This is a genomic window from Ruegeria sp. D1(2025) (assembly GCF_056536425.1).
Genome location: NZ_JBQFPO010000001.1, coordinates 995,268 through 1,019,673 on the forward strand (window position 1 = coordinate 995,268; position 24,406 = coordinate 1,019,673).

Annotated in this window: 26 protein-coding genes and 1 tRNA gene; 19 read left to right on the forward strand and 8 right to left on the reverse strand. The window is 56.9% G+C overall.

Annotation, left to right across the window (positions count from 1 at the left end; genetic code table 11):
* Position 1: 1 nt before the first annotated feature.
* Genes ACR1XU_RS05010 through ACR1XU_RS05040 form a run of 7 tightly spaced genes read left to right on the forward strand, consistent with a single transcriptional unit; the run spans position 2 to position 7,291 of the window.
* The gene (locus tag ACR1XU_RS05010; protein WP_480915588.1) at positions 2 to 1,540 is read left to right on the forward strand and encodes a TadE/TadG family type IV pilus assembly protein; all 1,539 of its coding nucleotides are present in this window, start codon (positions 2 to 4) and stop codon (positions 1,538 to 1,540) included.
* Positions 1,541 to 1,552: 12 nt separating this feature from the next.
* Positions 1,553 to 2,050, forward strand: coding sequence for a TadE/TadG family type IV pilus assembly protein (locus ACR1XU_RS05015; protein ID WP_170616082.1), 498 nt, complete (start codon positions 1,553 to 1,555; stop codon positions 2,048 to 2,050).
* Positions 2,047 to 2,694 carry a TadE/TadG family type IV pilus assembly protein gene (locus ACR1XU_RS05020; RefSeq protein ID WP_170616080.1) on the forward strand — a complete coding sequence of 216 codons (648 nt, stop codon included), beginning with the start codon at positions 2,047 to 2,049 and terminating at the stop codon, positions 2,692 to 2,694. Before ACR1XU_RS05015 ends, ACR1XU_RS05020 begins: the two co-directional genes overlap by 4 nt.
* Entirely contained in the window at positions 2,694 to 3,920 is a 1,227-nt protein-coding gene (locus ACR1XU_RS05025) for a CpaE/TadZ family protein (RefSeq protein WP_480907129.1), read from the forward strand. The genes ACR1XU_RS05020 and ACR1XU_RS05025 overlap by 1 nt, the downstream gene beginning before the upstream one ends.
* A gap of 14 nt (positions 3,921 to 3,934) precedes the next feature.
* Complete coding sequence (locus tag ACR1XU_RS05030) at positions 3,935 to 5,323, forward strand: TadA family conjugal transfer-associated ATPase (protein WP_480440180.1); 1,389 nt, start codon at positions 3,935 to 3,937, stop codon at positions 5,321 to 5,323.
* On the forward strand, positions 5,320 to 6,288 hold the full coding sequence (locus ACR1XU_RS05035; RefSeq protein ID WP_170616076.1) for a type II secretion system F family protein: 969 nt from the start codon (positions 5,320 to 5,322) through the stop codon (positions 6,286 to 6,288). The genes ACR1XU_RS05030 and ACR1XU_RS05035 overlap by 4 nt, the downstream gene beginning before the upstream one ends.
* 16 nt (positions 6,289 to 6,304) lie before the next feature.
* On the forward strand, positions 6,305 to 7,291 hold the full coding sequence (locus ACR1XU_RS05040; protein WP_480907131.1) for a type II secretion system F family protein: 987 nt from the start codon (positions 6,305 to 6,307) through the stop codon (positions 7,289 to 7,291).
* Positions 7,292 to 7,547: 256 nt separating this feature from the next.
* Here the strand turns inward: ACR1XU_RS05040 and ACR1XU_RS05045 are convergent.
* Positions 7,548 to 7,634, reverse strand: a tRNA-Leu gene (locus ACR1XU_RS05045).
* 140 nt (positions 7,635 to 7,774) lie between these two features.
* On the opposite strand from ACR1XU_RS05045, the gene ACR1XU_RS05050 reads away from it, so the two are divergent.
* Positions 7,775 to 8,434 carry a DsbA family oxidoreductase gene (locus ACR1XU_RS05050; protein WP_480907133.1) on the forward strand — a complete coding sequence of 220 codons (660 nt, stop codon included), beginning with the start codon at positions 7,775 to 7,777 and terminating at the stop codon, positions 8,432 to 8,434.
* 39 nt (positions 8,435 to 8,473) lie between these two features.
* Positions 8,474 to 9,130, forward strand: coding sequence for a lipoyl(octanoyl) transferase LipB (gene lipB, locus ACR1XU_RS05055; RefSeq protein WP_170806144.1), 657 nt, complete (start codon positions 8,474 to 8,476; stop codon positions 9,128 to 9,130).
* Between the two features lie 308 nt (positions 9,131 to 9,438).
* Here lipB and ACR1XU_RS05060 read toward each other — a convergent pair whose 3' ends face one another.
* Positions 9,439 to 10,371, reverse strand: coding sequence for a cation diffusion facilitator family transporter (locus tag ACR1XU_RS05060; RefSeq protein ID WP_480907135.1), 933 nt, complete (start codon positions 10,369 to 10,371; stop codon positions 9,439 to 9,441).
* 80 nt (positions 10,372 to 10,451) lie between these two features.
* Between ACR1XU_RS05060 and ACR1XU_RS05065 the strand changes: the two genes are divergently transcribed.
* The gene (locus ACR1XU_RS05065) at positions 10,452 to 10,865 is read left to right on the forward strand and encodes a MerR family transcriptional regulator (protein ID WP_480907137.1); all 414 of its coding nucleotides are present in this window, start codon (positions 10,452 to 10,454) and stop codon (positions 10,863 to 10,865) included.
* Positions 10,866 to 10,867: 2 nt separating this feature from the next.
* Here the strand turns inward: ACR1XU_RS05065 and ACR1XU_RS05070 are convergent, their stop codons facing one another.
* Positions 10,868 to 11,287, reverse strand: coding sequence for an HIT family protein (locus tag ACR1XU_RS05070; RefSeq protein WP_170616411.1), 420 nt, complete (start codon positions 11,285 to 11,287; stop codon positions 10,868 to 10,870).
* A gap of 288 nt (positions 11,288 to 11,575) precedes the next feature.
* Here ACR1XU_RS05070 and ctaD point away from each other — a divergent pair, with 288 nt between their 5' ends.
* From ctaD to ACR1XU_RS05085, 3 genes are all read left to right on the forward strand, one after another.
* The gene (gene ctaD / locus ACR1XU_RS05075; RefSeq protein WP_170616413.1) at positions 11,576 to 13,234 is read left to right on the forward strand and encodes a cytochrome c oxidase subunit I; all 1,659 of its coding nucleotides are present in this window, start codon (positions 11,576 to 11,578) and stop codon (positions 13,232 to 13,234) included.
* Positions 13,235 to 13,378: 144 nt separating this feature from the next.
* Positions 13,379 to 13,978 carry a 2-hydroxychromene-2-carboxylate isomerase gene (locus ACR1XU_RS05080; protein ID WP_170616415.1) on the forward strand — a complete coding sequence of 200 codons (600 nt, stop codon included), beginning with the start codon at positions 13,379 to 13,381 and terminating at the stop codon, positions 13,976 to 13,978.
* Between the two features lie 45 nt (positions 13,979 to 14,023).
* The gene (locus ACR1XU_RS05085) at positions 14,024 to 14,527 is read left to right on the forward strand and encodes a DUF2244 domain-containing protein (protein ID WP_170806382.1); all 504 of its coding nucleotides are present in this window, start codon (positions 14,024 to 14,026) and stop codon (positions 14,525 to 14,527) included.
* A gap of 16 nt (positions 14,528 to 14,543) precedes the next feature.
* Here ACR1XU_RS05085 and ACR1XU_RS05090 read toward each other — a convergent pair whose 3' ends face one another.
* Positions 14,544 to 15,023, reverse strand: coding sequence for a GatB/YqeY domain-containing protein (locus ACR1XU_RS05090; protein WP_170616417.1), 480 nt, complete (start codon positions 15,021 to 15,023; stop codon positions 14,544 to 14,546).
* 183 nt (positions 15,024 to 15,206) lie between these two features.
* On the opposite strand from ACR1XU_RS05090, the gene carA reads away from it, so the two are divergent.
* Both carA and ACR1XU_RS05100 read left to right on the forward strand, forming a co-directional pair.
* Positions 15,207 to 16,373 carry a glutamine-hydrolyzing carbamoyl-phosphate synthase small subunit gene (gene carA, locus ACR1XU_RS05095; protein WP_480907140.1) on the forward strand — a complete coding sequence of 389 codons (1,167 nt, stop codon included), beginning with the start codon at positions 15,207 to 15,209 and terminating at the stop codon, positions 16,371 to 16,373.
* Between the two features lie 80 nt (positions 16,374 to 16,453).
* Positions 16,454 to 18,334: a glycosyltransferase gene (locus ACR1XU_RS05100; protein WP_170676580.1), complete on the forward strand. Its 1,881-nt coding sequence runs from the start codon at positions 16,454 to 16,456 to the stop codon at positions 18,332 to 18,334.
* A 2-nt stretch (positions 18,335 to 18,336) separates the two neighbouring features.
* Here the strand turns inward: ACR1XU_RS05100 and ACR1XU_RS05105 are convergent, their stop codons facing one another.
* Positions 18,337 to 18,984, reverse strand: a complete 648-nt coding sequence (locus tag ACR1XU_RS05105; protein ID WP_170616423.1) for a GntR family transcriptional regulator — start codon at positions 18,982 to 18,984, stop codon at positions 18,337 to 18,339.
* Between the two features lie 100 nt (positions 18,985 to 19,084).
* Here ACR1XU_RS05105 and ACR1XU_RS05110 point away from each other — a divergent pair, with 100 nt between their 5' ends.
* The 3 genes from ACR1XU_RS05110 (at position 19,085) to ACR1XU_RS05120 (ending at position 21,336) form a co-directional block, all read left to right on the forward strand.
* Positions 19,085 to 19,729, forward strand: coding sequence for a pyrimidine 5'-nucleotidase (locus ACR1XU_RS05110; RefSeq protein WP_480907142.1), 645 nt, complete (start codon positions 19,085 to 19,087; stop codon positions 19,727 to 19,729).
* A gap of 87 nt (positions 19,730 to 19,816) precedes the next feature.
* Positions 19,817 to 20,065, forward strand: a complete 249-nt coding sequence (locus ACR1XU_RS05115; RefSeq protein WP_170676576.1) for a hypothetical protein — start codon at positions 19,817 to 19,819, stop codon at positions 20,063 to 20,065.
* A 74-nt stretch (positions 20,066 to 20,139) separates the two neighbouring features.
* Complete coding sequence (locus ACR1XU_RS05120) at positions 20,140 to 21,336, forward strand: UbiH/UbiF family hydroxylase (protein WP_480907144.1); 1,197 nt, start codon at positions 20,140 to 20,142, stop codon at positions 21,334 to 21,336.
* A gap of 15 nt (positions 21,337 to 21,351) precedes the next feature.
* On the opposite strand, the gene ACR1XU_RS05125 is transcribed toward ACR1XU_RS05120, so the two are convergent.
* Positions 21,352 to 22,479: an aminotransferase class V-fold PLP-dependent enzyme gene (locus ACR1XU_RS05125; RefSeq protein WP_480907146.1), complete on the reverse strand. Its 1,128-nt coding sequence runs from the start codon at positions 22,477 to 22,479 to the stop codon at positions 21,352 to 21,354.
* A 234-nt stretch (positions 22,480 to 22,713) separates the two neighbouring features.
* On the opposite strand from ACR1XU_RS05125, the gene ACR1XU_RS05130 reads away from it, so the two are divergent.
* Complete coding sequence (locus tag ACR1XU_RS05130; RefSeq protein WP_170806135.1) at positions 22,714 to 23,415, forward strand: GntR family transcriptional regulator; 702 nt, start codon at positions 22,714 to 22,716, stop codon at positions 23,413 to 23,415.
* 1 nt (position 23,416) lies between these two features.
* Here ACR1XU_RS05130 and ACR1XU_RS05135 read toward each other — a convergent pair whose 3' ends face one another.
* Both ACR1XU_RS05135 and ACR1XU_RS05140 read right to left on the reverse strand, forming a co-directional pair.
* Positions 23,417 to 23,875, reverse strand: coding sequence for an Lrp/AsnC family transcriptional regulator (locus ACR1XU_RS05135; RefSeq protein ID WP_170676568.1), 459 nt, complete (start codon positions 23,873 to 23,875; stop codon positions 23,417 to 23,419).
* Positions 23,872 to 24,327, reverse strand: coding sequence for an Lrp/AsnC family transcriptional regulator (locus tag ACR1XU_RS05140; RefSeq protein WP_170616437.1), 456 nt, complete (start codon positions 24,325 to 24,327; stop codon positions 23,872 to 23,874). Before ACR1XU_RS05140 ends, ACR1XU_RS05135 begins: the two co-directional genes overlap by 4 nt.
* Between the last annotated feature and the right edge of the window lie 79 nt (positions 24,328 to 24,406).

A 24,406-nucleotide genomic window follows, 5' to 3' on the forward strand; every position in this document is an offset into this window, starting at 1 on the left:
CATGCGAGTAGCTGCTTTCATATCCGATTTCATCAAGGATGACCGTGGTACGGTGGCAATCCTGTGGGGCACCGCCTTGGTCGCTTTCCTCGGCTTCTTTGCGATCACTCTGGATGTTGGCCGGTTGAACTCTACCCATGCCGAGCTTCAGTCGTTTGCGGACAATGTGGCTCTGGCTGCGGCCGCTGAGCTGGACGGACAACCTAATGCGATTTCGCGGGCCACAAATGCGGCGGCAAATCTGATTAGTGACAGTCAGACATTTGCGAATGGTAGCGCCGCGCTTTCAGGTTCATCTGACTATACGCTCTCGTTCCACTCCGCGCTTCCTGCTTCAGATCTTACGCCGCTCGGCGCGGACCTCACTACAGACCCGCGTCAAGCAAAGTTCGCGCACGTCGTGTTAACACCGAAATCGCTGAGCATGAGCCTTGCTTCCGCACTGGACAAAATGCTTGGAGGGAGCGGTTTCTCGGCGGCCAGCGTTTCGGCCGAAGCGGTGGCCGGATACTCGAAAGCCGCGTGCGATATTTCACCTCTGATGTTCTGCCTTCCGCCGAATTGGGAGTCCACTCTGACAGTCGGCGATCAAATCCTGCTTCGCAGTGGCGGCAACGGTACTGCCTGGGGGCCCGGTAATTTTGGCTTCATCGATCTGGCAAATTTCCAGGACACCTCGGGTGTGTGTGCAGACGAAGGTGGCAACAAACTGGCGTGCCTCATCGCGGCGCAAAGCCAGATCACTCAGTGCATTCTCACCAACGGGCTGGACACGGAACCAGGGCAGAAAGTCGGCATCACAAACGCGGCATTCAACGTGCGTTTTGACATCTACCGCTCTGTTCTCAATGGCGAGAAAAACAACATAGATTTCGCGCCGGCGCCGAACGTGATCAAGGGCATTGAAAAGAACGGTGGCGGCGCTTGCATTCAAGGCAACGAACAACCGACACCCGACACAACCGGACTTGGTCGCGACCTGTGCATGGCGGCGGGCACCTGCGGCGGAAACAACCGTTTCGGCGATGGCAACTGGGATCGGGCCGGCTACCTGAACCAGAACCACGATCTGGCCGATGGGCTGGCAGACGGTGTTGGCAGTGACGCTCACCTGCCCCTGTTGTCAGGGTCGAATTCAGTATTCGCGGGCACGCGATACGGGATGTATCTTCGGGAAATTGCCTACGGAAATACAAACCCTTACGCAGCGCCAAACGCAAACGCCATCCTTGATCCTTCGCTTGCCGAAACCGGCCGCCCAATGTGTTCAAGCCAAATGTCGAATGACCCGGCGCGGCGCGTTGTAACAGCGGCCGGCGTTGATTGCGCACAAAGCCCTGTTTCCGGTTCGACGACCGGGGTTCCCGTAACAAAATTCGTTGCCGTCTTCCTGACGGAACCGGTGGGCGATGATGGCAGCTCGCCACCCAGTTTTGACATTCACGGCGAGGTCGTCGGCTTCCCGGATGTCACCGGTGTTGGGAGCGGCGGTAATGGCTTCGGTGGCATCTTCCGCGACGTCGTACAGTTGTATCGTTAAAGGCGCACGTTCATGAGTATGAGGCACAGATTTCCTTTCAAACGTTTCGCCAGGAACGACGACGGCGCAATCCTTGTCGAGTTCGGCCTTGTTATGCCGGTCATGTTGCTTCTATTGGCCGTAACTCTGGAGTCGGCGCGCCTTATGTGGTCGTACCAGTCGGTTATTGCCGGTGTGCGCGATGCCAGCCGCTACTTGTCGCGAGTTACACCTGCAGATATCTGCACATCCGGTGGCTCTGTTGCGGGGCTGACCACGACTTTGAAAAGCATTGTTGAGCAGGACATCAACGGAAATAACCTGTTTCCGTCCAGCGTGACGGTCAATTCCGTGACGCCAAGCCTGTCTTGCGTGTCCGGCACCTATCGAATGAACCCCGCCCCTGTTGGCCAGGTGAGTGCCAATATCACCATTCAGTTTCCGCTGGGCGGCATCCTGACGCTGTTCGGCAGCGGTGCGACATCGGTGACCACGGACGTCGCTGATACATCGCGGATTTTTGGCCAATGAGACGCCTGCTGGATATCCACGCGCGTTTGCGACAGAGCGGTCGCTCATTCCTGCAAGAGCAGCATGGTGGCGTTCTGGTCGAATTTGCTCTGGTCGTGTCGTTGTTTTCTTTCCTGTTCCTTGCACTGTTGGATTTTGGCAGGCTTTCGTACAGTGGAGTGAACGCACAAAAAGCAGCGCAGTTGGCCGCTCGTATCGCCGTGGTGCGTCCACCTGCGTGTGCTGGCGTTCCGCAAACCCACACGCGAGGAACATCTGCACTCCAACCTCGTTTCGGCACCTCATGCAGTGCCTCGGTCGGCATATGCGCCGATCCCATGACCCCGGCGTGTTCAGGTATCGCCACCAACGCCACTGCGTCGGAAATCTGGGATCGCGTCAGTCCGCTTCTGCCACCGGGCACAACCATCAGCGCACTGCAATTTTCCTATGATTTCAATTCCAATCTGGGTTTCCTGGGCGGCCCTTACACACCCATGGTCACTGTTGAACTGAACCTGAGTGATTTTCAGTTCGTGTCGCCTCTGGCCGCTTTGGCCAACGCCGCGGGTGCGACAAGCAGCACAATCTCTTCGACAGCCGGCTATTCCAATTTCAGCGTCTCGCTGCCTGCTGAAGACCTTGCATTAGGAGAGTCAGGGTAATGAGTAAACACGTTTCAGATCTCAAGTCACAATCGGTCATGCTTCTGTCAGCAGGAGAAACAATCGCGCAGGCGGTCGCAAACGCGTTTCCCGCTGTCAGAGAAAACAAGGTTTCTGAATTGGCTGGCTCGTTCAAAACACTGAACGGAACCGCCCGCGAAATGGCGTTCAAGCATGACGTGGTGATATTTGAAATCGACCCGGATGACTCGGGCGAGGTACAAGCCGTCGAAGAACTGCTGACGCATCGCGATGATGACACCTTGTTCGTGGCGCTGACGCAGAATGATCTTTCGATCACCAAAGCCCGTGAACTGCGGAAAATTGGTATCGACGAAGTGCTTCCCTTGTCGATCGATGGCGAGGGATTGAAAGCTGCGGTCAGTGAAAGAACCATATCGCGCACCGTTCCGCAGCTTCCGACCAGGAACGGTCTGTCTGCTCTGGGTCGGGTTATCCCGGTTGCAAAATCCCGTGGCGGTATCGGCGCGTCTACTGTTGCGGTGAACCTTGCGTGCTCGCTGGTGGGCAGCAAGGGCTCCTTGTTTCGGAAGACTGAGAAAAAACGCGTCGCACTTTTGGACTTCGATCTGCAATTCGGAAACGCAAACGTGTTTCTGGATCTCGAAGACAACGGAGGGTGCCTTCAGTTCATCGAAAACTCGGATGAGCCCGATGACCATTTCCTGTCATCGATCCTTCAGAGCCACAAACTCGGCATCGACGTGCTCTGCGCGCCTGCCCCTTTGGTTCCGCTTCAGTCGATACATACGAACCTTCTCGAAGGTATGCTTGATCTGCTTCAACGTCGTTACGACTATATTGTCATCGACCTGCCCTGTGCCGTTGTCGAATGGGTCGAACCCATTTTCAAGCGTGCGACCCAGCTTGCGCTGGTTACTGACACAACCGTGCCATGCGTGCGCCAAGCGCGACGTTTGATTGATTTCTACCGCGAAGCCAATGTCTCTCTTCCGGTCGAGGTTATTGTGAACCGCGAACCTAAGACTCTGCTCAAGCCGGGGCACGTTCGCGAGGCAGAGAAAGTCCTGAAAACCAAGCTGAAACACTGGCTGCCCGAGAACCACAAGGTCGCCCGCAACTCAGTCGATCTTGGGCGTCCCATCGTGGACATGAAGCCAGGATCCGACCTTGGCAAAGCCCTGACAAAACTTGCTGGCGCGATGTCTGAAGACGTTCGGCCCGTGGCGACAAAAACGACTTAAAAAAGGAGATCACCGTGTTCAATGAGTATAGATCACGCAAGGCTGCATCCAATTCGAATGTCTTGGTCCTTGAGCAGCCAATCGAAGTGCCCAGGCCCAAGGTGATTCCGGAACCCGTGGACGTTGATCTGCAAGCGCATCTGGAGCTCAAAAGCCGTTTGCACGGCGAACTTCTTGACCGGCTAAACTTGTCCGTGATCGACAAGGTTGAGCGGTCGGAGCTGAAACGTCAGATCGCATCGTTGGTGACAGGCCTGATCGAGGCGGAAAACCTTCATTTGCGGTCCGAGGCTTTCACATCACTGGTCGACGAGTTGATTCACGAAGTTATGGGGCTGGGTCCGCTGGAACCACTTCTGGAAGACCCGACGGTCAACGACATTCTGGTCAACTCATATGATCAAGTCTACGTGGAACGCTTTGGTTTGTTAGAAGAATCGACGGCGCGCTTTCGCGATGAACGCCATCTGCTTCGGATAATTGACAAGATCGTCAGCAAAGTCGGTCGTCGCATTGATGAATCCCAGCCATGGGTCGATGCGCGCCTGGAAGACGGCAGCCGTGTCAACGCAATCATTCGCCCGTGTTCCGTGGACGGGCCTGCGCTGTCGATCCGCAAATTCTCGCGCAATCCTTTGACGATCGACAAGCTCGTTCAGCGAGAAAGCATGAACGGCCAAGCTGCCAAGCTTCTGGAGGCGCTGGTCGAAGCAAGGTTGAACATCCTGATTTCCGGTGGCACCGGTTCCGGCAAAACAACGATGCTGAACGCCGTTTCATCCTTTATCGACGGCAATCAGCGTATCGTAACAATCGAGGACGCCGCCGAACTTCAGCTGCAACAAAGCCATGTGGTTCGTCTGGAAACCCGCCCCCCAAACTCGGAGGGCCAGGGCGTGATCACTCAACGCGATCTGGTGCGCAATGCGCTCAGGATGCGGCCGGATCGCATCATTGTCGGGGAAGTTCGTGGGGCTGAATGTTTTGACATGCTTCAGGCCATGAACACCGGCCATGACGGGTCGATGACGACCGTTCACGCAAACTCAGCGCGTGATGCGCTCAGTCGGGTGGAACAGATGGTGACTATGTTGGGGGCAGAATTGCCCATCAAGACCATCCGGTCTCAAATCGCTTCGGCCATCCAAATCGTGTTGCAACTGAGCCGCCTCAGCGATGGCACACGCAGGGTCGTCAGCATTTCGGAAATCACCGGCATGGAGGACGACACGATCACCATGCAGGACATCTTTGTCTTCAAACGTCGCGGAAAGTCTGAAAACGGGGATGTATTGGGAGAGTTCCTGCCGACCGGCATTCGCCCAAAATGCTTCGACCAACTGGTTGCCGCGGGCATTGATGTGGATAGCGATATGTTTATTCGCGGGGCAATGACGTCATGATTGATCTGCAACCAAATACACTGAACATTCTGATCTACATCGCGATTTTTCTGGGCATTCTGCTGGTTTACGAGGGTCTGCACCAGCTTCTGCTTCGCAGGGAAACCCAAAGCGAAGCCAGGAACCGGCGCATGAAGATGATTCAGGACGGAGCCTCAAGTGATCAAGTACTGCAAGTCCTTCGGGATCCCGCGATGCTCGCCGCCGGAGAAAAAGCCGGTCCAATAGTTCGTTTTCGCCGTTTGCTCGTTCAAGCGGGGTTAACGATTAGCCCGATATGGGCTGCCCTCGCAGTCGTGTTCTTAGCCTTGTTGACCTTCGCAGGCGCGTCCCGGTTTCTCGTCCAGGAATTGGCAGCCCTACTGAGCGCGGTTCTCGGTCTCGTTGGGCCGTTTATCGTGCTGGTCGCCATGAAGAACGCTCGATCGAAGAAGCTGACAAAACAACTGCCGGACGCTCTGGATTTGATGGCCCGGGGATTGAAGGTTGGTCATCCGGTTGCTGTTACGGTTGGAAACGTCGCAACGGACTTGCCGGATCCAATCGGCACGGAATTTGGCATCATCAAAGATCAGATCAATTACGGCGATGATGTCGCGACTGCCTTTCACGACTTTGCGCAACGCGTTGGCACCGAGGACGCAAAGTACCTTGCCGTGAGTATTGGCATTCAGCATGGAACCGGCGGCAACCTTGCGCGGGTTCTGACCATCCTGTCCCAGACCATCAGGGACCGGCACACAATGCAGAAGAAAATCAAGGCGATTTCCGCTGAAGGGCGTCTGAGCAGCCTAATCCTCACGATCTTGCCGATAATTATCTACCTATCGATCGAAATTTCCACGCCTACCTTCTACGGCGACGTTCGCAATGACCCACTGTTTCCCTATTTCGCCTGCGTGATTGTAGGCCTGACAATTGCTCAGGGGCTCATCTTGAACCGCTTGGTTAAGTTCAAGTTCTAAAAAAAGGGCTGATGATATGGATATTATTCAAGAGTTTCTGAGTGAGCAAAGCCTCTCGCCGCAGTTCTTTTTGCTCGTAGGAATTGCCCTTAGCGTGTTCTTTGTTGTCATGGGCCTGTCCGGGTTAACCGAAGCCGACAACACTGCGGCGCAGCGCATGCGTGGAGGGTCAGTTTCAAGTGGGCACGGTCAGGATTTTGACCTCATTCAAGGCGACAACAGTGATCCGCACGGGCTTCTCAAGGCGTTCGTTCCGTCGTCGAAGAACGAACGTTCCAAGATTGGCAAGCTTCTAAGACAGGCTGGCATTCAACGAAAGCACGCCATTCGCACATACTACAGCTGTCGAGTGATTTTGGGATTTGTCCTGCCGGCCACGTTTGTCGCAGCCATGGCGCTGCCAATAGAAACCCAGGTTCAATTGGGGATCGCCGGCATATTGCAGGGTGTTACTTGGATGAACACATTGCAGATCGTAACGGTTTTGATGGTCTCGGGCTTCTATGGACCCGCAATCTGGTTGCGCCTTCGCATAAAGAAACGCCGCCAGGCAATTGAACACAGCCTGCCAAACGCACTCGATCTGCTGCAGGTGGCAATTGAGGCCGGTCTGGGTTTTGATGCAGCGATGATCCGTGTGTCACATGAGATGGCAAGTGCGGCGCCCGAGATTTCGCAGGAGTTCTCAATTCTTCAGCTGGAATTGCAGGCGGGCAAGGAACGACAGGCCGCCTTTCTTGACATGGCCGATCGGGTCGGAATCGACGAGTTGAGTTCATTTGCCAACGCGTTTTTGCAATCCAACCAGTATGGCACCAGCATATCCGCATCGTTGCGCAGGTTTGCGACTGACATGAGGCTTGATCGCGAACTACGTGCTCAGGAAAAGGCAAACCGCCTTCCAGTGCAAATGTCCGCCGTTATGGCCATGTGCATGATGCCCGTTTTGTTGTTGATTTGCCTTGCGCCAATGCTGATCCGCTGGGTGAACATGTTTGGGTGATGCAAAGCTGGTGGTAATGAGATCTTCGATTAAGCGGTCGTTCCGTGGTGACTTTGGCCACATCCAGAATTCGGATATGCTCAGGTGACCTTCGGCTTGCGAAAAACTGCCTCAACGATCCGCTAGACCAGTTATTTCACAGACGTAAGGCGCTACATGGCCAGCAAGCATATTTTGCCAAGCGCGGGACGCAATCTAAGGCAGCCTAAATCCGCCTCACTTTTAGGGTAATTTTGCATTACTTTAATAGGATTTTTGGTGCGGTCGAGAAGACTCGAACTTCCACGGGTGTTACCCCACAGCGACCTCAACGCTGCGCGTCTACCAATTCCGCCACGACCGCACTGCCAGTGACTTGGTAGAGGGCGTATAGACGCTGATGAAGACGTTGTGAAGAGGCAAAAGACACCTGTTTGAAATCCCCTGCCCTCTGCTTATCTAATCAACCAAACCGACTACAGGATTCCCGCGCAGGAGCTCTCGATGACAACATCCGATCCCCGTCCCGTTGTTCAGATCGACATCATTTCGGATGTGGTATGCCCATGGTGTATTGTGGGATTTCGTCAGCTTGATCTTGCTTTGCAACAAACAGGTGTGCTTGCCCGTCTTCGGTGGCATCCGTTTGAGCTGAACCCCGCCATGCCGCCGGAAGGTCAGAACCTGAGAGAGCATATTGTCGAAAAATACGGCTCGACACGTGAACAAAGCCAGCAGGTACGCGAACGGCTGACAGCGCTGGGGGCTGAGCTTGGGTTTACCTTCAACTTCAACGATGACAGCCGGATCGTGAATACATTTGCCGCACACCAATTGCTGGATTGGGCAGAACATGAGGGGCGTCAGCATCCGCTGAAACTGGCTTTGTTTGATGCCTATTTCACGCAACAGCAGGATGTCTCGGACATTGATGTATTGATGCAGGTAGTGCGAGCGGCAGGTTTGAACCCTGACGCGGCACGGGACGCACTGGCTGGCGGCACCCACGCGGCTGCCGTGCGAGAAAAGCAGCAATTCTGGACAAGCCGGGGTATTTCAGGTGTTCCGGCTATGGTGTTTGGGGGCAAGTACATGCTGACCGGCGCTCAGGGTCAGGACACGTATTCTCAGGTATTGCAGCGATGCCTGTCCGAAGCCGCCTGACCCCTTTTCCCTGACCCCTGCGCAGGATAAGAGGCCGGTATGGAATGGAAGATCACCGAAGGGCTGACCGAATACGAAGACGCCGTGGCCTTCATGGAGGCGCGCGTGGCCGCGATCGCCTCGGGCGACGCGCAGGAATGTATCTGGTTGCTGGAACATCCCCCGCTTTACACGGCGGGGACATCCGCGCGTATTGAGGATCTGACCGATCCTGAACGGTTTCCTGTTTATCAAAGCAAACGCGGAGGCGAATACACCTATCACGGACCAGGCCAGCGTGTGGCCTATGTCATGCTGGATCTCAACAAACGTGGCCGGGATGTGCGCAGGTTTGTGAAACAGCTGGAAAACTGGGTGATTTCAGCACTTGCCGAATTCAACGTCCGCGGAGAGATCCGCGACGGTCGTGTCGGCGTCTGGGTGCGGCGGGATGACAAGCCGCTTACCGTTACGGGCCAGCCTGCCGAAGACAAGATCGCGGCCATTGGGCTGCGCCTGCGGAAATGGGTCAGCTTTCATGGAATTTCGATCAATGTCGAACCTGATCTTGATCATTTTACGGGCATCGTACCGTGCGGCATTACCGAATATGGGGTGACATCCCTTGTCGATCTGGGGCTGCCGGTGACACTGGCGGATGTGGATTCCGCCCTCCAGAGAACCTTTGACGACGCTTTTTCTGTGGGTGATTCCTGACCGATCGGCCGGTGGCGCGGTACCGATTGCCCAACGTGAAGTAACAATCACCGACTCCTCTGGCATCTGTTTCCCGGTCAGTGGGTTCATTAACCATTATTACCCACATTTCCGGTGATATTTATGCAAAGTTTAATTCTGGCCGATACAAAGAAGACGTTAACGAGTAGTATGAGTTCACCGTTCTAAAGTGAGTGGTATGTTAACCGGTGATCACGGGCTTGCCCGGAGAATCCGAATATGTGTTTGGTTACGAGTCTGCCGTTCCGACCCCAAATCGGAACGGCAATTCTCATTAAACGCATGTTTCACTGATGTCCAAAGCGGGAAGATGCGGGACAGCATTGGTCAGTTCGCTCCAACTCCAGCGTTGCGTGCGTAATCCCAAATCGGTCTTTCAGGCTCTGCCTGATCCTTGATCTGACGGCCCCGGCGTCGGACCAGGACACCTCGTCTACAATGACATGTGCGGTCAGCGCCGGTTCGCGCTCCTGCATGCTCCAGATATGCACGTGGTGTACGGCGGTTACGCCTTCGGCCTCTTCGATGGCCGTGGCAACCTGTTCCGGCTCCAGATCGGGGGGCGCCCCCAGCATGAGAACCCGGATCGTTTCACCGATCTCACCTTTAACATGCCAAAGGATGTAGACCGAGATCATGATCGTGACTGCGGGATCGACCCATGTCCAATCAAACACAATGACCGATGTTCCGGCGATAATCACGGCAACAGACCCCAGCGCGTCTGCCACGTTGTGCAGGAAGGCCGCCCGGATATTCATACTCTCCTTGGCCATTGAGTAGGTCAGTGCCGCAGTGATGAGGTCGACGACCAAAGCAATCCCGGCAATCCAGACGACAATCCAGCCATTGACCGGTTCCGGCTGGATGAACCGCGTGACACCTTCGAACATCAAGTAGACGGACAGCACGATCAATGTTGTATAGTTGATCAGCGCTGCCACGACCTCGGCCCGGCCGTATCCGAAACTCATGCGCGGGTCGGCGGGTCGCCGTGCGATCTTGCGGGCGAAAAAGGCGATGACCAGCGCTGCGGCATCCGACAGGTTGTGCAGCGCATCGGCGATCAGCGCGAGCGAGCCGGACAGAATGCCGCCCACAATCTGCGCCAGTGTAAGGAACAAATTGACGGCGATTGCCCAGGCGACACGGGCATCTCCGGCCTTTGGGTCGATGTGATGATGGTGGCTGTGACCAGAGTGCGAGTGCTGATGTGCCATGTAAAGAGCGCCTGTTGTTTCGGTCCTTAAAGCAATGTAATTCCTCTAGTAACTAGAGGTTCAAGTGGCAGGCCAACAAAATGTACTCAATCGGTGATTTGTCCCGCCATACCGGGGTCAAGGTTCCCACCATCCGATTTTACGAAGAAAAAGGGCTGTTGCCCAAACCTGTGCGCACAGCCGGGAACCAGCGGCGGTATGATGCGGCTGCGCTGCGGCGCTTGCAGTTCATCCGCCACACGCGCGATCTTGGGCTGCCCCTTGCCGAAGTCGAAGCTCTACTGACCCTGGAAGGCGCGCAAGGGGATGACCTGAACCGCGCGCATGACATCGCCGAGCGTCAACTGGCTGACATCCGCGACCGGATCGCACGTCTGGCCCGGCTGGAAAAAGAACTGGCCCGCATCACCAAAGCATGTGACGGGCATCATGATCATGTCTGTGCCGTTCTGCATGCATTCGGGGATCATGACACCTGCGATGGGGCGCATTAGAGTCAGGTCAGAGATGCGCGAATTTTCTCGGCATGTTGGGCGATGAGGTCGAAATCACCCATATTTCCCGGCGGGCGCATCGAAACGCCCTCGTGCCGAGGCAGGACATGGAAATGCAGGTGGAAAACCTCCTGTCCGCCTGCGGCTTCGTTGAACTGCTGAATGGTGACGCCGTCCGCGTCAAAGGCCGCCTTTACCGCCCTCGCCATTTTCTGCACGGTCGCCATTGCAGCAGCCAGTTGCTCGGGTGAGGCATCCAGAACGTTTCGGCACGGAGTTTTGGGTATGACCAGAAGATGACCGTCCGAGCGTGGCATAATATCCATGAAGGCAAGCGTGTCATCGTCTTCGTAAACACGGGTCGCTGGGATTTCACCACGCAGGATCTTGGCGAAGATGTTGTCATTGTCGTAGCCCGTCATGGCATTTCTCCCGATTTGGTACTGCTACCCGTTCTGCGACCCAACCCGCCGGGGGTCAAGCACGGAAACGGGAACCGGGCGTACCTCTTGAAAACCGTACTGCAATGGCCAAATAGCAGGCACCACCGGGTCAAAAATGTCGTGGAAGCCTCCTGCCCGCGACAATTAATCTTGATCCAGATCAAACTCGACCATTGAAGGTCGTCCCCTCGCAATCTAAAACCAGCAGGAATCCCGCGCGTTGGAGAGGTCCGACTGCGCGGTAGTGTTGTAACAGGAGGCACCTAAATGGCAGACGCAGCCATTCATGGTCACGAGCATGAAGACAATCGCGGTTTCTTTACCCGCTGGTTCATGTCGACCAACCACAAGGACATCGGGATTCTCTACCTGATCGTTTCGGCCCTGGCCGGTTTGATCTCGGTTCTGATGACCGTCTACATGCGGCTTGAACTGATGCACCCCGGTGTTCAGTACATGTGCCTGGAAGGCTTCATGGCCGACCCGTGCACACCCAACGGACACCTATGGAACGTGATGATCACCTATCACGGTGTTCTGATGATGTTCTTCGTGGTCATCCCCGCCCTGTTTGGCGGATTTGGCAACTATTTCATGCCGTTGCAGATCGGTGCACCGGACATGGCCTTCCCGCGGATGAACAACCTGTCCTTCTGGCTGTACGTCGCGGGTACCTCGCTCGGTGTGGCTTCGCTTCTGGCTCCGGGCGGCAACGATCAGGCCGGTTCGGGCGTGGGCTGGGTTCTGTATCCGCCGCTGTCGACGACCGAGGGCGGCATGTCCATGGACCTTGCGATCTTCGCCGTGCACGTATCGGGCGCCTCCTCGATCCTCGGCGCGATCAACATGATCACCACCTTCCTGAACATGCGGGCCCCGGGCATGACACTGTTCAAGGTGCCGCTGTTCAGCTGGTCGATATTCGTCACTGCATGGCTGATTCTGCTGTCGCTGCCGGTTCTGGCAGGCGCGATCACCATGTTGTTGATGGACCGCAACTTTGGCTTCACCTTCTTTGATCCGGCCGGTGGCGGTGACCCGATCCTGTATCAGCACATCCTGTGGTTCTTTGGACACCCGGAAGTGTACATCGTGATCCTGCCTGGTTTTGGCATCATCAGTCATGTCATTGCGACCTTCTCGCGCAAACCGATCTTCGGCTACCTGCCGATGGTTTGGGCGATCATCGCGATTGGTGTTCTGGGTTTCGTCGTTTGGGCGCACCACATGTACACCGTTGGCATGTCGCTGCGTCAGCAGGCCTACTTCATGCTTGCCACGATGGTCATCGCGGTTCCGACAGGCGTTAAGGTCTTCTCGTGGATTGCGACGATGTGGGGCGGTTCCATAGAGTTCAAGACACCGATGCTGTTCGCCTTCGGCTTTCTGTTCCTGTTCACCGTCGGCGGTGTGACCGGCGTTGTACTGTCACAGGCGGGTGTGGACCGTGCCTATCACGACACCTACTACGTTGTGGCGCACTTCCACTATGTGATGTCGCTGGGTGCCGTGTTCGCGATCTTTGCCGGTGTCTACTTCTACTTCAGCAAGATGACGGGCCGTCAGTACTCCGAGTTCTGGGGTAAGGTTCACTTCTGGATGTTCTTCATTGGCGCCAACCTGACCTTCTTCCCGCAGCACTTCCTGGGCCGTCAAGGCATGCCGCGCCGCTACATCGACTACCCCGAGGCATTTGCCCAGTGGAACTTCGTATCGTCGATTGGCGCGTTCATCTCGTTCGCCTCGTTCCTGCTGTTCTTCGGCATTGTCATCTACGCCCTGCTGCGTGGCGCGAAAGAGACACGTCCGAACCCGTGGAACGAATACGCGGATACGCTGGAATGGACCCTGCCGACGCCGCCGCCCGAGCACACGTTCGAGCAGCTGCCCAAGCAGGAAGTCTGGGACAAGGGCCACGCCCACTAATCCCTGACAGCACGACTTAGAAGCCCCGCCAATTTCGGCGGGGCTTTTCTTTTGAAACCTTCGGACATTTCGGGAATATCGCCAGAAGGCCAAAAATCGGCTATTCTGTTTGCGGTTGGTCATCCGGCAATCCGGAGGTACGCAATGCCCGAGATTGATTTCTGGTTCTCAATAGGTAGCACATACAGTTTTCTGACGGTGATGCGTCTGGATGAATGGTGTGCAGAACATGATGCGACAGTGCATTGGAAACCGTTCAACGTGCGAACCATCATGTCCGAACAACAAAACATTCCTTTTGCCGGAAAACCCACAAAATCAGCTTACATGTGGCGGGATATCGGACGGCGCGCGGCAAAGTACCGGCTTCATGCCAAGCTGCCCGCCCCTTATCCGATTTCCGATCTTGCCCTTGCCAATCAGGTCGCCCTTCTGGGCATGCGCGAGGGCTGGGGCAAGGACTTTACCCAGAACCTCTATCGCATCTGGTTTGAAGATGGCGTCGAAGCAGGCAGCGAAACTGCCCTGTCCGAGGCCCTGTTCAGATGTCAGCAGGATCCGCGCCTTGCACTGTCCCGCGCGCGCAGTCCGGAAATCTCGGAGGCGCTGGTATCCGAGACCAAGAACGCCACCCAGCTGGGCGTATTTGGCGCCCCGAGCCTCGTCGTGCGCGGTGAGGTGTTTTGGGGCGATGACCGGCTGGATGATGCATTGTCGTGGGCGCGTGTCGGCCACGTGATCTGATCTTTTGGCCATCGACTCCGGGTGTCGATACGCTATTTTTTCACCATGCCCTATCAATGGACTCAGACATCAGACACAGAGCAGGAATTGCGCCTTTGGCCGCATAATTCGCTGCCACCCCGCTGGGCGATGCGGTTCATCCTGTTGGTGTTTGCCTTCGGGCTTATCCCGATGCTGGCGGTGTTGGGGTCGGTGCTGCTGTGGGGGCTGCTTCCTTTCATGCTACTCAGCGTTCTGGGCCTGTGGCTGGCCATTCAGACAAACTACCGCGCCCGCAGCGTCTTTGAGGTTCTGACGCTGAGTGGCAGCCAGGCCCGGCTGGTGCACCACCACCCCCGAACCGGTCGTCAGGAATGGACGTGCAACCGATATTGGGCTCGGCCTGAAATGCACCAACGCGGCGGGCCTGTTCCACATTACGTCACCCTGACCGGCGACGGCCGCCAGGTTGAAATCGGTTCATTTCTGTCCGAGGAAGAGCGCATCGCGCTTTATGACGAGCTGATACAAAAACTGCGCGAACCTGTCGCGCAGCAATTGGTGCAGTAAATGTCGAAGTGACAGGTCAGCTGTTGCTGGCCGCGCAAAGCTGATCCTTGACCATCGGTCCGACCTTGCCGAAATCCATCTGGCCGGTATAGCGGGTTTTGAGTTCGCCCATCACCTTGCCCATATCACGGATCGAACCGGCGCCTGTCGCGGTGATCGCGGTCAGAATGGCCTGGTTCACTTCGTCATCATCCAGCTGCTTTGGAAGAAATTCCTCGATCACATCAACTTCGCGCAGTTCGCGTTCTGCCAGATCCAAGCGCCCGCCCTCTTCATAGGCGCGTGCGCTTTCCTTGCGCTGCTTGGTCATTTTACCAAGGATTTCAAGTACCTCGGCATCACCGCAACCTTTTGCTTCTTCGTTGTCCGAACCCCGTGTTGCGATGTCGCGGTCCTTGATCGCCGCGTTGATCAGCCGCAGCGTCGATAGACGCTCGGCCTCCTTGTCTTTCATTGCTTGCTTCAGGGCTGCATTCACCCTTGATCGCATATCCATCTGCTCAATCCATCCCCAAGATGAAGGAACCCCGACCATATCGAAACAAAAAGCGCGACACAACCGGGGTCGAATATATCTAAGTAATTGATATTAAACAATTGCCCAAAAATTGAACAGGCTTGACCCAGCGGCCCAACCCCCTTAGGAATGCGCCGATTTACCCTGCAGGAGAGTCGCGCCATGGCCCAGAACGCCCCGTCCAAGCCCACCGCATGTCTGGCATTGGCCGACGGAACACTGTTCTACGGCATAGGCTTTGGCGCCACCGGCCAGACCGAAGCCGAGCTGTGTTTTAACACCGCCATGACCGGTTATCAGGAAATCATGACCGACCCCTCATATGCGGGACAGATCGTGACCTTCACATTCCCTCATATTGGGAATGTCGGTGTGAACCCCGAGGATGACGAGACTGGCGATCCGGTTGCGGCAGGAATGGTGGTCAAATGGGACCCGACCGAGCCGTCGAACTGGCGTGCCGCAGACGAGCTTAAGACCTGGCTGACGCAACGCGGGCGAATTGCGATTGGCGGCATTGACACCCGGCGACTGACCCGTGCCATTCGGCAGCAAGGTGCGCCTCATGTGGCGCTGGCCCACGATCCGGACGGTAATTTCGATATCGAGGCTCTGGTCGCCGCAGCCCGTGGGTTTGCCGGTCTGGAGGGCATGGACCTGGCCAAGGATGTGACCTGCGCGCAAAGCTATCGCTGGGACGAAATGCGCTGGGCCTGGCCCGACGGTTACTCACGCCAGACAGCCCCCGTGCACAAAGTCGTGGCGCTGGACTATGGCGCCAAGCGCAACATCCTGCGGTGCCTGGCTTCGGCCGGATGTGACGTGACCGTTCTGCCCGCGACGGCAACCGCTGCCGAGGTTCTTGCACACGATCCGGATGGCGTCTTCTTGTCCAACGGTCCGGGCGATCCCGCCGCCACCGGCGAATACGCTGTTCCCATGATCAAAGAGGTACTTGAGACCACGGACCTGCCCATCTTTGGCATTTGTCTGGGCCATCAGATGCTGGCGCTGGCGCTTGGCGGCCAAACCGTCAAGATGAACCACGGTCATCATGGCGCAAACCACCCGGTCAAGGACATGGAAACCGGCAAGGTCGAAATCACCTCGATGAACCACGGTTTCGCCGTTGACGCTCAATCCCTGCCCGATGGCGTCATTGAAACCCACCGGTCGCTATTTGACGGTTCGAACTGCGGTATTCGCATGACGGACCGCCCGGTCTATTCAGTGCAGCATCACCCCGAAGCATCGCCGGGGCCGCAGGACAGTTTCTACCTGTTCGAACGCTTTGCGGATGCAATGGCCGCGCGAAAAGAAAAGGCTTAGCCGCCTGCCTTTGCCGGATTAACCGGCCATTAACTATGTTGAAGCAACCCTGACGTGCGTAATCGCGTCAGGGTTTATTAATGGTCGAACTGAACTTACAGCAACTTGCTCCGGCAGAACCGGTACCGGCACTGGGGCTGCGCAAACCTCTCGGCCTCTATTTGATGGAACGCGGCCTGATCACCCGCGCGCAACTGGATCACGCATTGCTGCTCCAATCACGACAGCAGGCCCCCTTGGGCGAGATATTGGTGAGCGAGGGCTGCGTCAGCCGGCAGGATGTCTTGCTGGCCTTGTCCAAACAAACAGGCCTGCAAATCGCGGATCTGGAAGAAACGCCGCCATCCCCTGATCTGGTCGATCTGAAACCTGCGTCCTTCTGGCTTAAGAACCATGTCATACCGTGGGTCAGACTGGGTCCGATCCTTCTGGTTGCCACTGCCCGGCCAGACCATTTCGATGCCATTGCAGCAGAATTTGAGGCAAGCCGATATACATTGATTCCCGTTCTGGCGGCACCAGATCAGGTTGGCACGGCGATATCCCGACTATTCTCCCAAGATCTGGCCCGGGCGGCCGAAACCCGTGTGGACCCGCTGCACAGTTGCCGCACCTGGACAGCCCGGGCACGCACCGGACCAGTCGCAGGCGCAATCGCCCTGTTGGCGACAATGATCGCAATCCCAACGATCGGTTGGTCCGTTCTGGTGTTTGCGGCGGTCTGCACGTTGTTCCTGTTCTGGGTCCTGAGATTGTCCGGGTTGCTGGCCTTCTTGACGTCAAAGACAGCTCGGACATCGGAACAGGAAGGACCCAGGGTGTCACGCACTCGCCAGCCCTATGTGTCGATCATGGTGCCTTTATACAAAGAAACCGAGATTGCCGACGCGCTGATCCAACGACTGCGGCGGCTGACATACCCCAAAGCACTGTTGGACGTTATTCTGGTGCTCGAAGAAGACGACGCCGTTACCCGCGAAACACTGTCACGCGTTGATCTGCCCAGTTGGATGCGCACCGTGGAAGTCCCGGAATTGAACGGCTTGACCACCAAACCCCGCGCGATGAACTACGCCCTAGATTTCTGCCGCGGCGATTTGATCGGGGTCTGGGATGCCGAGGACGCGCCGCAACCGGATCAGATCGAACGCGTGGTCGATCACTTTGAACATGCGCCGCCAGATGTCGTGTGTCTGCAGGGCGTGCTGGATTACTACAACCCGCGCACCAGTTGGAGATCACGGTGCTTTACAATCGAATACAACAGCTGGTTCAGGGTAATCCTGCCTGGTATTGCCCGATTGGGCCTTGTGGTCCCGCTGGGCGGCACCACCTTCTTTTTTCGCCGGGACAAATTGGAGGAGTTGGGCGCCTGGGACGCGCACAATGTCACCGAAGACGCCGATCTGGGTGTCCGGTTGTACCGCGCCGGGTATCGGACCGAGATGGTGGACACAACAACCTTTGAAGAGGCGAACTTTCGGACCTGGCCCTGGGTCAAACAACGCTCGCGCTGGCTCAAGGGTTTCATGGTGACCTATCTGGTCCACATGCGCACACCGGTTGGTTTGTTGCGGGATCTGGGATTGCTTCGCTTTTTGGGCGTTCAGGCGTTTTTTCTGGGAACTTTGGGGCAATTCCTTCTTGCCCCTGTCCTTTGGGTGTTCTGGCTGTTGGCGATGGGCATATCCGTACCGCTGCCGCAGGGGCTGACGCAAGAAGGTGTCACAGTCCTTTTCAGCCTGTTTCTTGCAGCCGAACTGACCAACGTCATGGTCGGACTTGTCGCCGTCGCAGCAAGGGAAAGGCGTTTCCTGCTGCCTTGGGTGCCGACGATGATCCTGTATTACCCGTTGGGCGTTCTGGCGGCCTACAAAGCGCTATGGGAGCTGATCTGGAACCCATTTTTTTGGGACAAGACCCAACACGGACAAGCGGCCGAGGAACAGCTGCCCTCCTGAGTTCAGGACTCGCGCCGGACCGCATCCTGTTTGAGGCGGGTCATGAACGCGATCGAGATGTGTTCCCGCAACGCCTGGCTTGCGGCGTCTTCATCACGTGCCGCGATCGCTTCGACAATTCCCTTGTGCTCGTTCTGGGCGATTTCACCCCGGCCCTGCACGGCAAGCGATGTCGTGGCCATCAGGGCCATCGTGCGATGCACCAGATCCAGTTGCTGAACCAGATATCGGTTGTGCGACGCCAAATGAATCTGTTCGTGAAACCGCCGGTTGGCACGCGACAGGGCCGTCGGATCATCGACCAGTTCGTCATCTGCCAGAACCATGTCCTGAAGAACTTTGATTTCCTCTTCCGTTGCGTGTTTGGCGGCTAGACGGGCTGCCAGCGCCTCGAGTTCGCGGCGCACGACGTACAATTCAGCCATCTGGTTGTGATCCAGCGATGCCACGATAAGTGATCGCCCGTCCCTTTCCAGCAGGGATTGTGTTTCCAGTCGCTGCAAGGCTTCGCGAATCGGGGTGCGCGACACGCCAAAACGTTCCGCCAGTTCGCTTTCGACAAGCCGATCGCCGGGCTTGTACACGCCAACATCAATGGCTTCGAGAATCAGGCTGTAGGCATCTTTGTTGGGTTGGCGGGTCTGGCTCATTTTGTCTTTCGTCTCCTCGTTCGGTCATGTCTATCCGCCACTTGGCCTTCCAATCAAGTGAAGCATTGAAATCCGCAGCACCGGACCCTAAACCATAACCATGGTCAAACCTGCATTTGCTCATGTCACCCAGTGGGTGTTCGATCTCGACAATACGCTGTATCCGCCCCATATGCGCCTGTTCGATCAGATCGAGGTGCTGATGACGGATTATGTCGTGCGCACTCTAGGTGTGGACCAGGCCGAGGCGGATCGTTTGCGATCAGAATACTGGCGCCGGTACGGCACTACGCTGGCCGGGTTGATGGCCGAGCACGACCTGGACCCTGATCCATATCTGCATGCGGTCCATCAGGTGGACATGAGTCATATGGATCCGGACGCGGAACTGGCCGCCCATATCCGCTCTCTACCCGGTCGCCGCATCGTCTATACCAATGGCAGTGCGCCCTATGCGGAACGCGTTCTGGCGGCACGCGGTCTGAGCGGGTTGTTTGATGCGGTCTATGGCGTCGAACACGCCGGATACCGCCCAAAACCGGAAAAAGCCGCGTTCGAGGCGATTTTCGCGCGAGACGGCATTCGCGCCGAACAGGCCGCGATGTTCGAGGACGACCCGCGCAATCTGGCAGCTCCGCACGAGATGGGAATGCGCACGGTCCATGTGGCAGCTGAACCGCACACTGCGGAGCATATCCACCACCATACTGACGATCTGACCCAGTTTCTCGGATGCCTGGTCTGACAGGGCAACCTGCGACGATCTGCTCATTCTGCACCTGCATCATCGTTCCTATATCCGCCTTAGCGACGAACAGAACGGAGACCTCCAATGAGCGCGATCGAAATGTCCCCGCGCCTGCCTATCTGGCAGCGCTTGTTGTTTGCCATTCCCTTGTTTGGATGGATGGCCCGCGATGTGAAAGACGGCGCGCCCGAGGATCTGGGCTATACCGCCGCCGCCATCGTCAGCATGTGGGGATGCTCCATCCTTTTGTTCGGTCTTCCCGGCCTTTATCTGCCCGCACTTGCGATGGTGCCGGTGATGTTCCTGATCCTGCTGCTGATTTCGCGGGGTTAGGAACCGGGACAGGATGTCACTTGGCGCCCGGGCCGCAACACCACTAGGGTCTGCGGACAACGGAGAATTTCGCGATGACTGACAGTTGTGACATCCTGATATCAGGTGGCGGTATCGCCGGTCTGACCGCCGCCGCTGCCTTTGGGGCAGCCGGATTTGACGTAATCTGCGTCGACCCTGCCCCGCCCGTGACCGATCGCGACGTTGAAGGGTCAGATCTTCGAACAACGGCGTTTCTGCAACCCGCTCGGGTTTTGCTGGAACAATGCGGGCTGTGGCAACGCCTGGATGCGCACGCCGCCCCTTTGCAGATCATGCGCATCGTGGATGCCGGCGGTGACGTGCCTGAACCGCGTGTCGTTCGCGACTTTGATGCCTCGGACATTTCCGACCAGCCTTTCGGCTGGAACCTTCCCAACTGGCTGCTGCGCCGGGAAATGGTGGCACGTCTGGCCGAGTTGCCCAATGTGGATTTCAGGCCCGGAACCGGCACCACCAGTCTGTTTACCCGCACCGCCGAAGCCCGCGTCGGGCTTAGTGACGGCGCCCGGGTTCGCTGCCGTCTTGTGATCGCAGCAGACGGGCGCAATTCACCCATGCGCGAAGCTGCTGGTATCGGCGTCCGGACAACACGCTATGGTCAGAAAGCGCTGGCTTTTGCGGTCACGCACCCAATCCCGCACGAAAACGTATCAACCGAAATCCACCGGTCCGGCGGGCCATTCACTTTGGTTCCATTGCCCGACTGGCAGGGTCAGCCGTCCTCTGCGATCGTTTGGATGGAACGAGGCCCCCGTGCGGTCGAGCTCATGAACCTCGACGCCCCGGATTTCGAGGCAGCCATGACCCGTCGATCCTGCGAACTCTTCGGGCCGCTCAAGTTAGCGTCGCGTCGCACGATCTGGCCGATCATAAGTCAATCGGCCGAGCATCTGTCCGGTGAAAGACTCGCCCTGATGGCCGAGGCCGCACATGTGGTTCCGCCGATCGGGGCCCAAGGTCTGAACATGTCGCTGGGGGATCTGCGGTGCCTGCTGGATCTGGCGCAGGCGCGACCGGACGGGCTGGGTGATGCCCAGATGCTGGCGGCCTACCACAAAGCGCGCCACACCGAGATCGAATTGCGTGTCAAAGGAATCGACCTGCTGAACCGCGCCTCCATGATCGAAGCGCGCCCATTGCGTGACGCCCGCGCAATGAGCCTGAATGCCCTTTATTCACTGGCGCCGGTGCGCAAAACGCTTATGCAAATGGGCCTCGGCATGCGCTGAGGCCCGATTGCCGGCTCAAATCACCTGATCCAGAACCCGTTTCAGACGTTGGATGGTGCCGTCCACGTCATACAGCTTGTCCAGCCCAAACAGACCAAGGCGGAACGTGCTGAAGCCTTCAGGTTCGTCGCATTGCAGCGGCACGCCCGCCGCTATCTGCATACCCAGCGCTGCGAATTTCTTGCCGTTCTGAACATCGGGATCCGATGTATAACTGACGACAACACCGGGCGCGCCAAATCCGTCGGCGGCCACCGAGACAATTCCCTTGTCCTTCAGAATCGCCCGCACACCATTCCCCAACGCCCATTGCGCATCGCGCAGCTTTTCGAAACCATAATCACGGGATTCAATCATTGTTTCACGAAACGCACGAAGCGCATCCGTTGGCATCGTGGCGTGATAGGCGTGACCGCCATTTTCGTAAGCCTGCATGATCTGGCGCCACTTTTTCAGATCGATAGCAAAACTGTCCGACGTCGTTTGCTCAAGTCGCGCTTCGGCCTGTTCGGACAACATGACCAAACCGGCGCAGGGCGACGCGCTCCATCCCTTCTGTGGCGCGGAAATCAGAACATCAACACCGGTTGCCTTCATGTCGACCCAAGCGCACCCCGAAGCGATGCAGTCCAACACCATCAGCGCGCCGACTTCGTGCGCGGCTGCAGCCATGGCCGCCACATAGTCGTCAGGCAGAATCACACCTGCAGCGGTTTCCACATGCGGCGCGAACACGACATCCGGACGTTGTTCACGAATGGCCGACACGATCTCGTCAATCGGGGCCGGTGCAAAGGGCGACGGGCTGGTGTTTCCGGTCTGGCGTGCCTTCATTACAGTGGCCGAAGCCGTCAATCCACCGGTTTCGATGATCTGGCTCCAGCGGTACGAAAACCAACCATTGCGAACCACCAGAACATTGGCGTTCTGTGCAAACTGGCGGGCAACGGCCTCCATCGCATAGGTTCCGCCCCCAGGGATCACCGCAACACCGTCAGCGTTGTAGACCTGTTTCAACATATCCGAGATATCGCGCATCACCTGCTGAAAGGATGCCGACATGTGATTTAGGGACCGGTCCGTAAAAACCACCGAGAATTCTTCGAGACCGTTTGGGTCAACACTGTCCAGCAACGCGGGCATGATTGTTCCTTTCCTGAGAGGTTCCTGAAGTTCTGAACCTTTTGGCGAATTTCGTAAAGCACCTTACGCACGTCACATGTTGACGCAACGGAACCTTTCTCTTCAGATTGTTTTTTGCGTCTCGCACGGTCCGATCAAGGCACAAATGACGCCAATTAGGGTCACCCCTACTTTACACTTTGACGTGTTTCTGACCAGATACATACACTTTGTACAAGAAAGGTAATTTCGCAGGTGACAGGGCAAAAACGGATAAGTTTTCAGGTAGTTCGCGACGAAGTCAAAAGAAGGATCGAAGCCCGTATCTGGCCGCAGGGATCTTTGCTGCCGACCGAGACACAGCTGGCCGAAGAGTTCAATTGCGCCCGCGCGACCGTAAACCGGGCCCTGCGGGAACTGGCCGAGCAAGGCTATGTCGAAAGAAAGCGGAAAAGCGGGACACGGGTCAAAAAAGAACCCAGCAAACATGCCAAGCTGGAAATCTCGCTCGCGCGCCAGACAGTGGAAAACCAGAATGCCACCTATCGCTACGCTTTGGTCGAACGAAACGTCGTACCCAGCCCTGGCTGGCTGGCATCGCAACTGAGCGTTTCACCGGACGCGCGCGTCCTTCATATCATCTGCATGCACTACGCGGACAACCGCCCCTTCCAGCTCGAAGAACGCTGGATCAATATCGAGGCCGTTCCGGATGTCGAACACGCCGATCTGAACCAAAACGGGCCGCATGAATGGTTGCTGAAGACCGCACCCTTTACCGAAGCCGAAATCGCGTTCTGTGCCGTTTCCGCTGACGGGCGACTGGCCGAATTCATGGGGACCACGACCGGCACCTCAATGATTCAGCTTGAGCGCACGACCTGGAAAGATGGAGAGCCGATGGCGTTTGCCCGCATGACGCATCACCCGGGTTTCTGCATCCGCTCAAAATACTGACTTATCCGATCGGGCCCGGAAGACGCTCTTCACTCAGCAGCACATTGGCCTCGACGTCACCGGCCCCAGGCAATGTCATGATGCGCCGCCGCAGGACGCGTTCAAAGTCCGACAGATCCCGCGCAACGACCCGAAGTCGGTAGTCATAAAGACCCAGCACATGCTCGACCGTCTGAACCTCGGGAATGGCGCTTACGGCACGTTCGAAATCCTCAAGGCTGACCTGCCCTTTGCGCGCCAGTTTCACACCCAGAAACACCGTCACCCCAAACCCCAACGCCTCGGCGTTCAACCGTAACCGGCGCCCCTTGATGATGCCTTCCTCCTCCAGCCTGCGGATACGCCGCCAGGTTGCCGGTTGCGAAAGGCCAAACCGTCGCCCCAGCGCGCCCGCGCTTTGCGACGCGTCCTGCGCCAACGCACGTAAGATCTTGCGGTCGGTTTCGTCTAGTTCCGTCATACCGGCAACACCTCGTCCCGTTTCACCCGGGCAATATGCATCAGCGCTTCGATGTCAGCGATGTGCGGCAGTGTCAGAATGCGGTCACGATACACCTGCTGGTAGTGGGACATATCCCGCGCCAAAACGGAAAGGCGCACGTCAACCCGCCCGAGAAAGGTCTGAATCTCGATCACTTCGGCCACTTTGCGTGCTGCGGCGGTGAACTCGTCAAAGGCACGTGGCTGGGTCTTGTCCAGCGTGATCCTCAGCGAAACCTCAACCGCATACCCAAGCGCGACCCAGTCGATCACGGCCTCCTGCCCCTGAATGATCCCTGCGGCCTGCATCTTTTCAATCCGCCGCCAGCACACCCCTGCACTGATCCTGCACCGCTCGGCGAGTTCGGCTGTGGTCAGGCTCGGATCGGCCTGGAAATGACGCAGGATGCGACGGTCAGTATCGTCAAGCATGATTTTTTCACATGAAAGATGTTTTGCGAATTATTCTTCACCTTTTTCTCAAATACTCAACCCCAATGCTATCGCCATT

Coding starts and splice junctions, on each gene's coding strand:
- ACR1XU_RS05010 (WP_480915588.1), top strand. CDS start 2: ATGCGAGTAGCTGCTTTCATATCCGATTTCATCAAGGATGACCGTGGT.
- ACR1XU_RS05015 (WP_170616082.1), top strand. CDS start 1,553: ATGAGTATGAGGCACAGATTTCCTTTCAAACGTTTCGCCAGGAACGAC.
- ACR1XU_RS05020 (WP_170616080.1), top strand. CDS start 2,047: ATGAGACGCCTGCTGGATATCCACGCGCGTTTGCGACAGAGCGGTCGC.
- ACR1XU_RS05025 (WP_480907129.1), top strand. CDS start 2,694: ATGAGTAAACACGTTTCAGATCTCAAGTCACAATCGGTCATGCTTCTG.
- ACR1XU_RS05035 (WP_170616076.1), top strand. CDS start 5,320: ATGATTGATCTGCAACCAAATACACTGAACATTCTGATCTACATCGCG.
- ACR1XU_RS05040 (WP_480907131.1), top strand. CDS start 6,305: ATGGATATTATTCAAGAGTTTCTGAGTGAGCAAAGCCTCTCGCCGCAG.
- ACR1XU_RS05050 (WP_480907133.1), top strand. CDS start 7,775: ATGACAACATCCGATCCCCGTCCCGTTGTTCAGATCGACATCATTTCG.
- lipB (WP_170806144.1), top strand. CDS start 8,474: ATGGAATGGAAGATCACCGAAGGGCTGACCGAATACGAAGACGCCGTG.
- ACR1XU_RS05060 (WP_480907135.1), bottom strand. CDS start 10,371: ATGGCACATCAGCACTCGCACTCTGGTCACAGCCACCATCATCACATC.
- ACR1XU_RS05065 (WP_480907137.1), top strand. CDS start 10,452: ATGTACTCAATCGGTGATTTGTCCCGCCATACCGGGGTCAAGGTTCCC.
- ACR1XU_RS05070 (WP_170616411.1), bottom strand. CDS start 11,287: ATGACGGGCTACGACAATGACAACATCTTCGCCAAGATCCTGCGTGGT.
- ctaD (WP_170616413.1), top strand. CDS start 11,576: ATGGCAGACGCAGCCATTCATGGTCACGAGCATGAAGACAATCGCGGT.
- ACR1XU_RS05080 (WP_170616415.1), top strand. CDS start 13,379: ATGCCCGAGATTGATTTCTGGTTCTCAATAGGTAGCACATACAGTTTT.
- ACR1XU_RS05085 (WP_170806382.1), top strand. CDS start 14,024: ATGCCCTATCAATGGACTCAGACATCAGACACAGAGCAGGAATTGCGC.
- ACR1XU_RS05090 (WP_170616417.1), bottom strand. CDS start 15,023: ATGGATATGCGATCAAGGGTGAATGCAGCCCTGAAGCAAGCAATGAAA.
- carA (WP_480907140.1), top strand. CDS start 15,207: ATGGCCCAGAACGCCCCGTCCAAGCCCACCGCATGTCTGGCATTGGCC.
- ACR1XU_RS05100 (WP_170676580.1), top strand. CDS start 16,454: ATGGTCGAACTGAACTTACAGCAACTTGCTCCGGCAGAACCGGTACCG.
- ACR1XU_RS05105 (WP_170616423.1), bottom strand. CDS start 18,984: ATGAGCCAGACCCGCCAACCCAACAAAGATGCCTACAGCCTGATTCTC.
- ACR1XU_RS05110 (WP_480907142.1), top strand. CDS start 19,085: ATGGTCAAACCTGCATTTGCTCATGTCACCCAGTGGGTGTTCGATCTC.
- ACR1XU_RS05115 (WP_170676576.1), top strand. CDS start 19,817: ATGAGCGCGATCGAAATGTCCCCGCGCCTGCCTATCTGGCAGCGCTTG.
- ACR1XU_RS05120 (WP_480907144.1), top strand. CDS start 20,140: ATGACTGACAGTTGTGACATCCTGATATCAGGTGGCGGTATCGCCGGT.
- ACR1XU_RS05125 (WP_480907146.1), bottom strand. CDS start 22,479: ATGCCCGCGTTGCTGGACAGTGTTGACCCAAACGGTCTCGAAGAATTC.
- ACR1XU_RS05135 (WP_170676568.1), bottom strand. CDS start 23,875: ATGACGGAACTAGACGAAACCGACCGCAAGATCTTACGTGCGTTGGCG.
- ACR1XU_RS05140 (WP_170616437.1), bottom strand. CDS start 24,327: ATGCTTGACGATACTGACCGTCGCATCCTGCGTCATTTCCAGGCCGAT.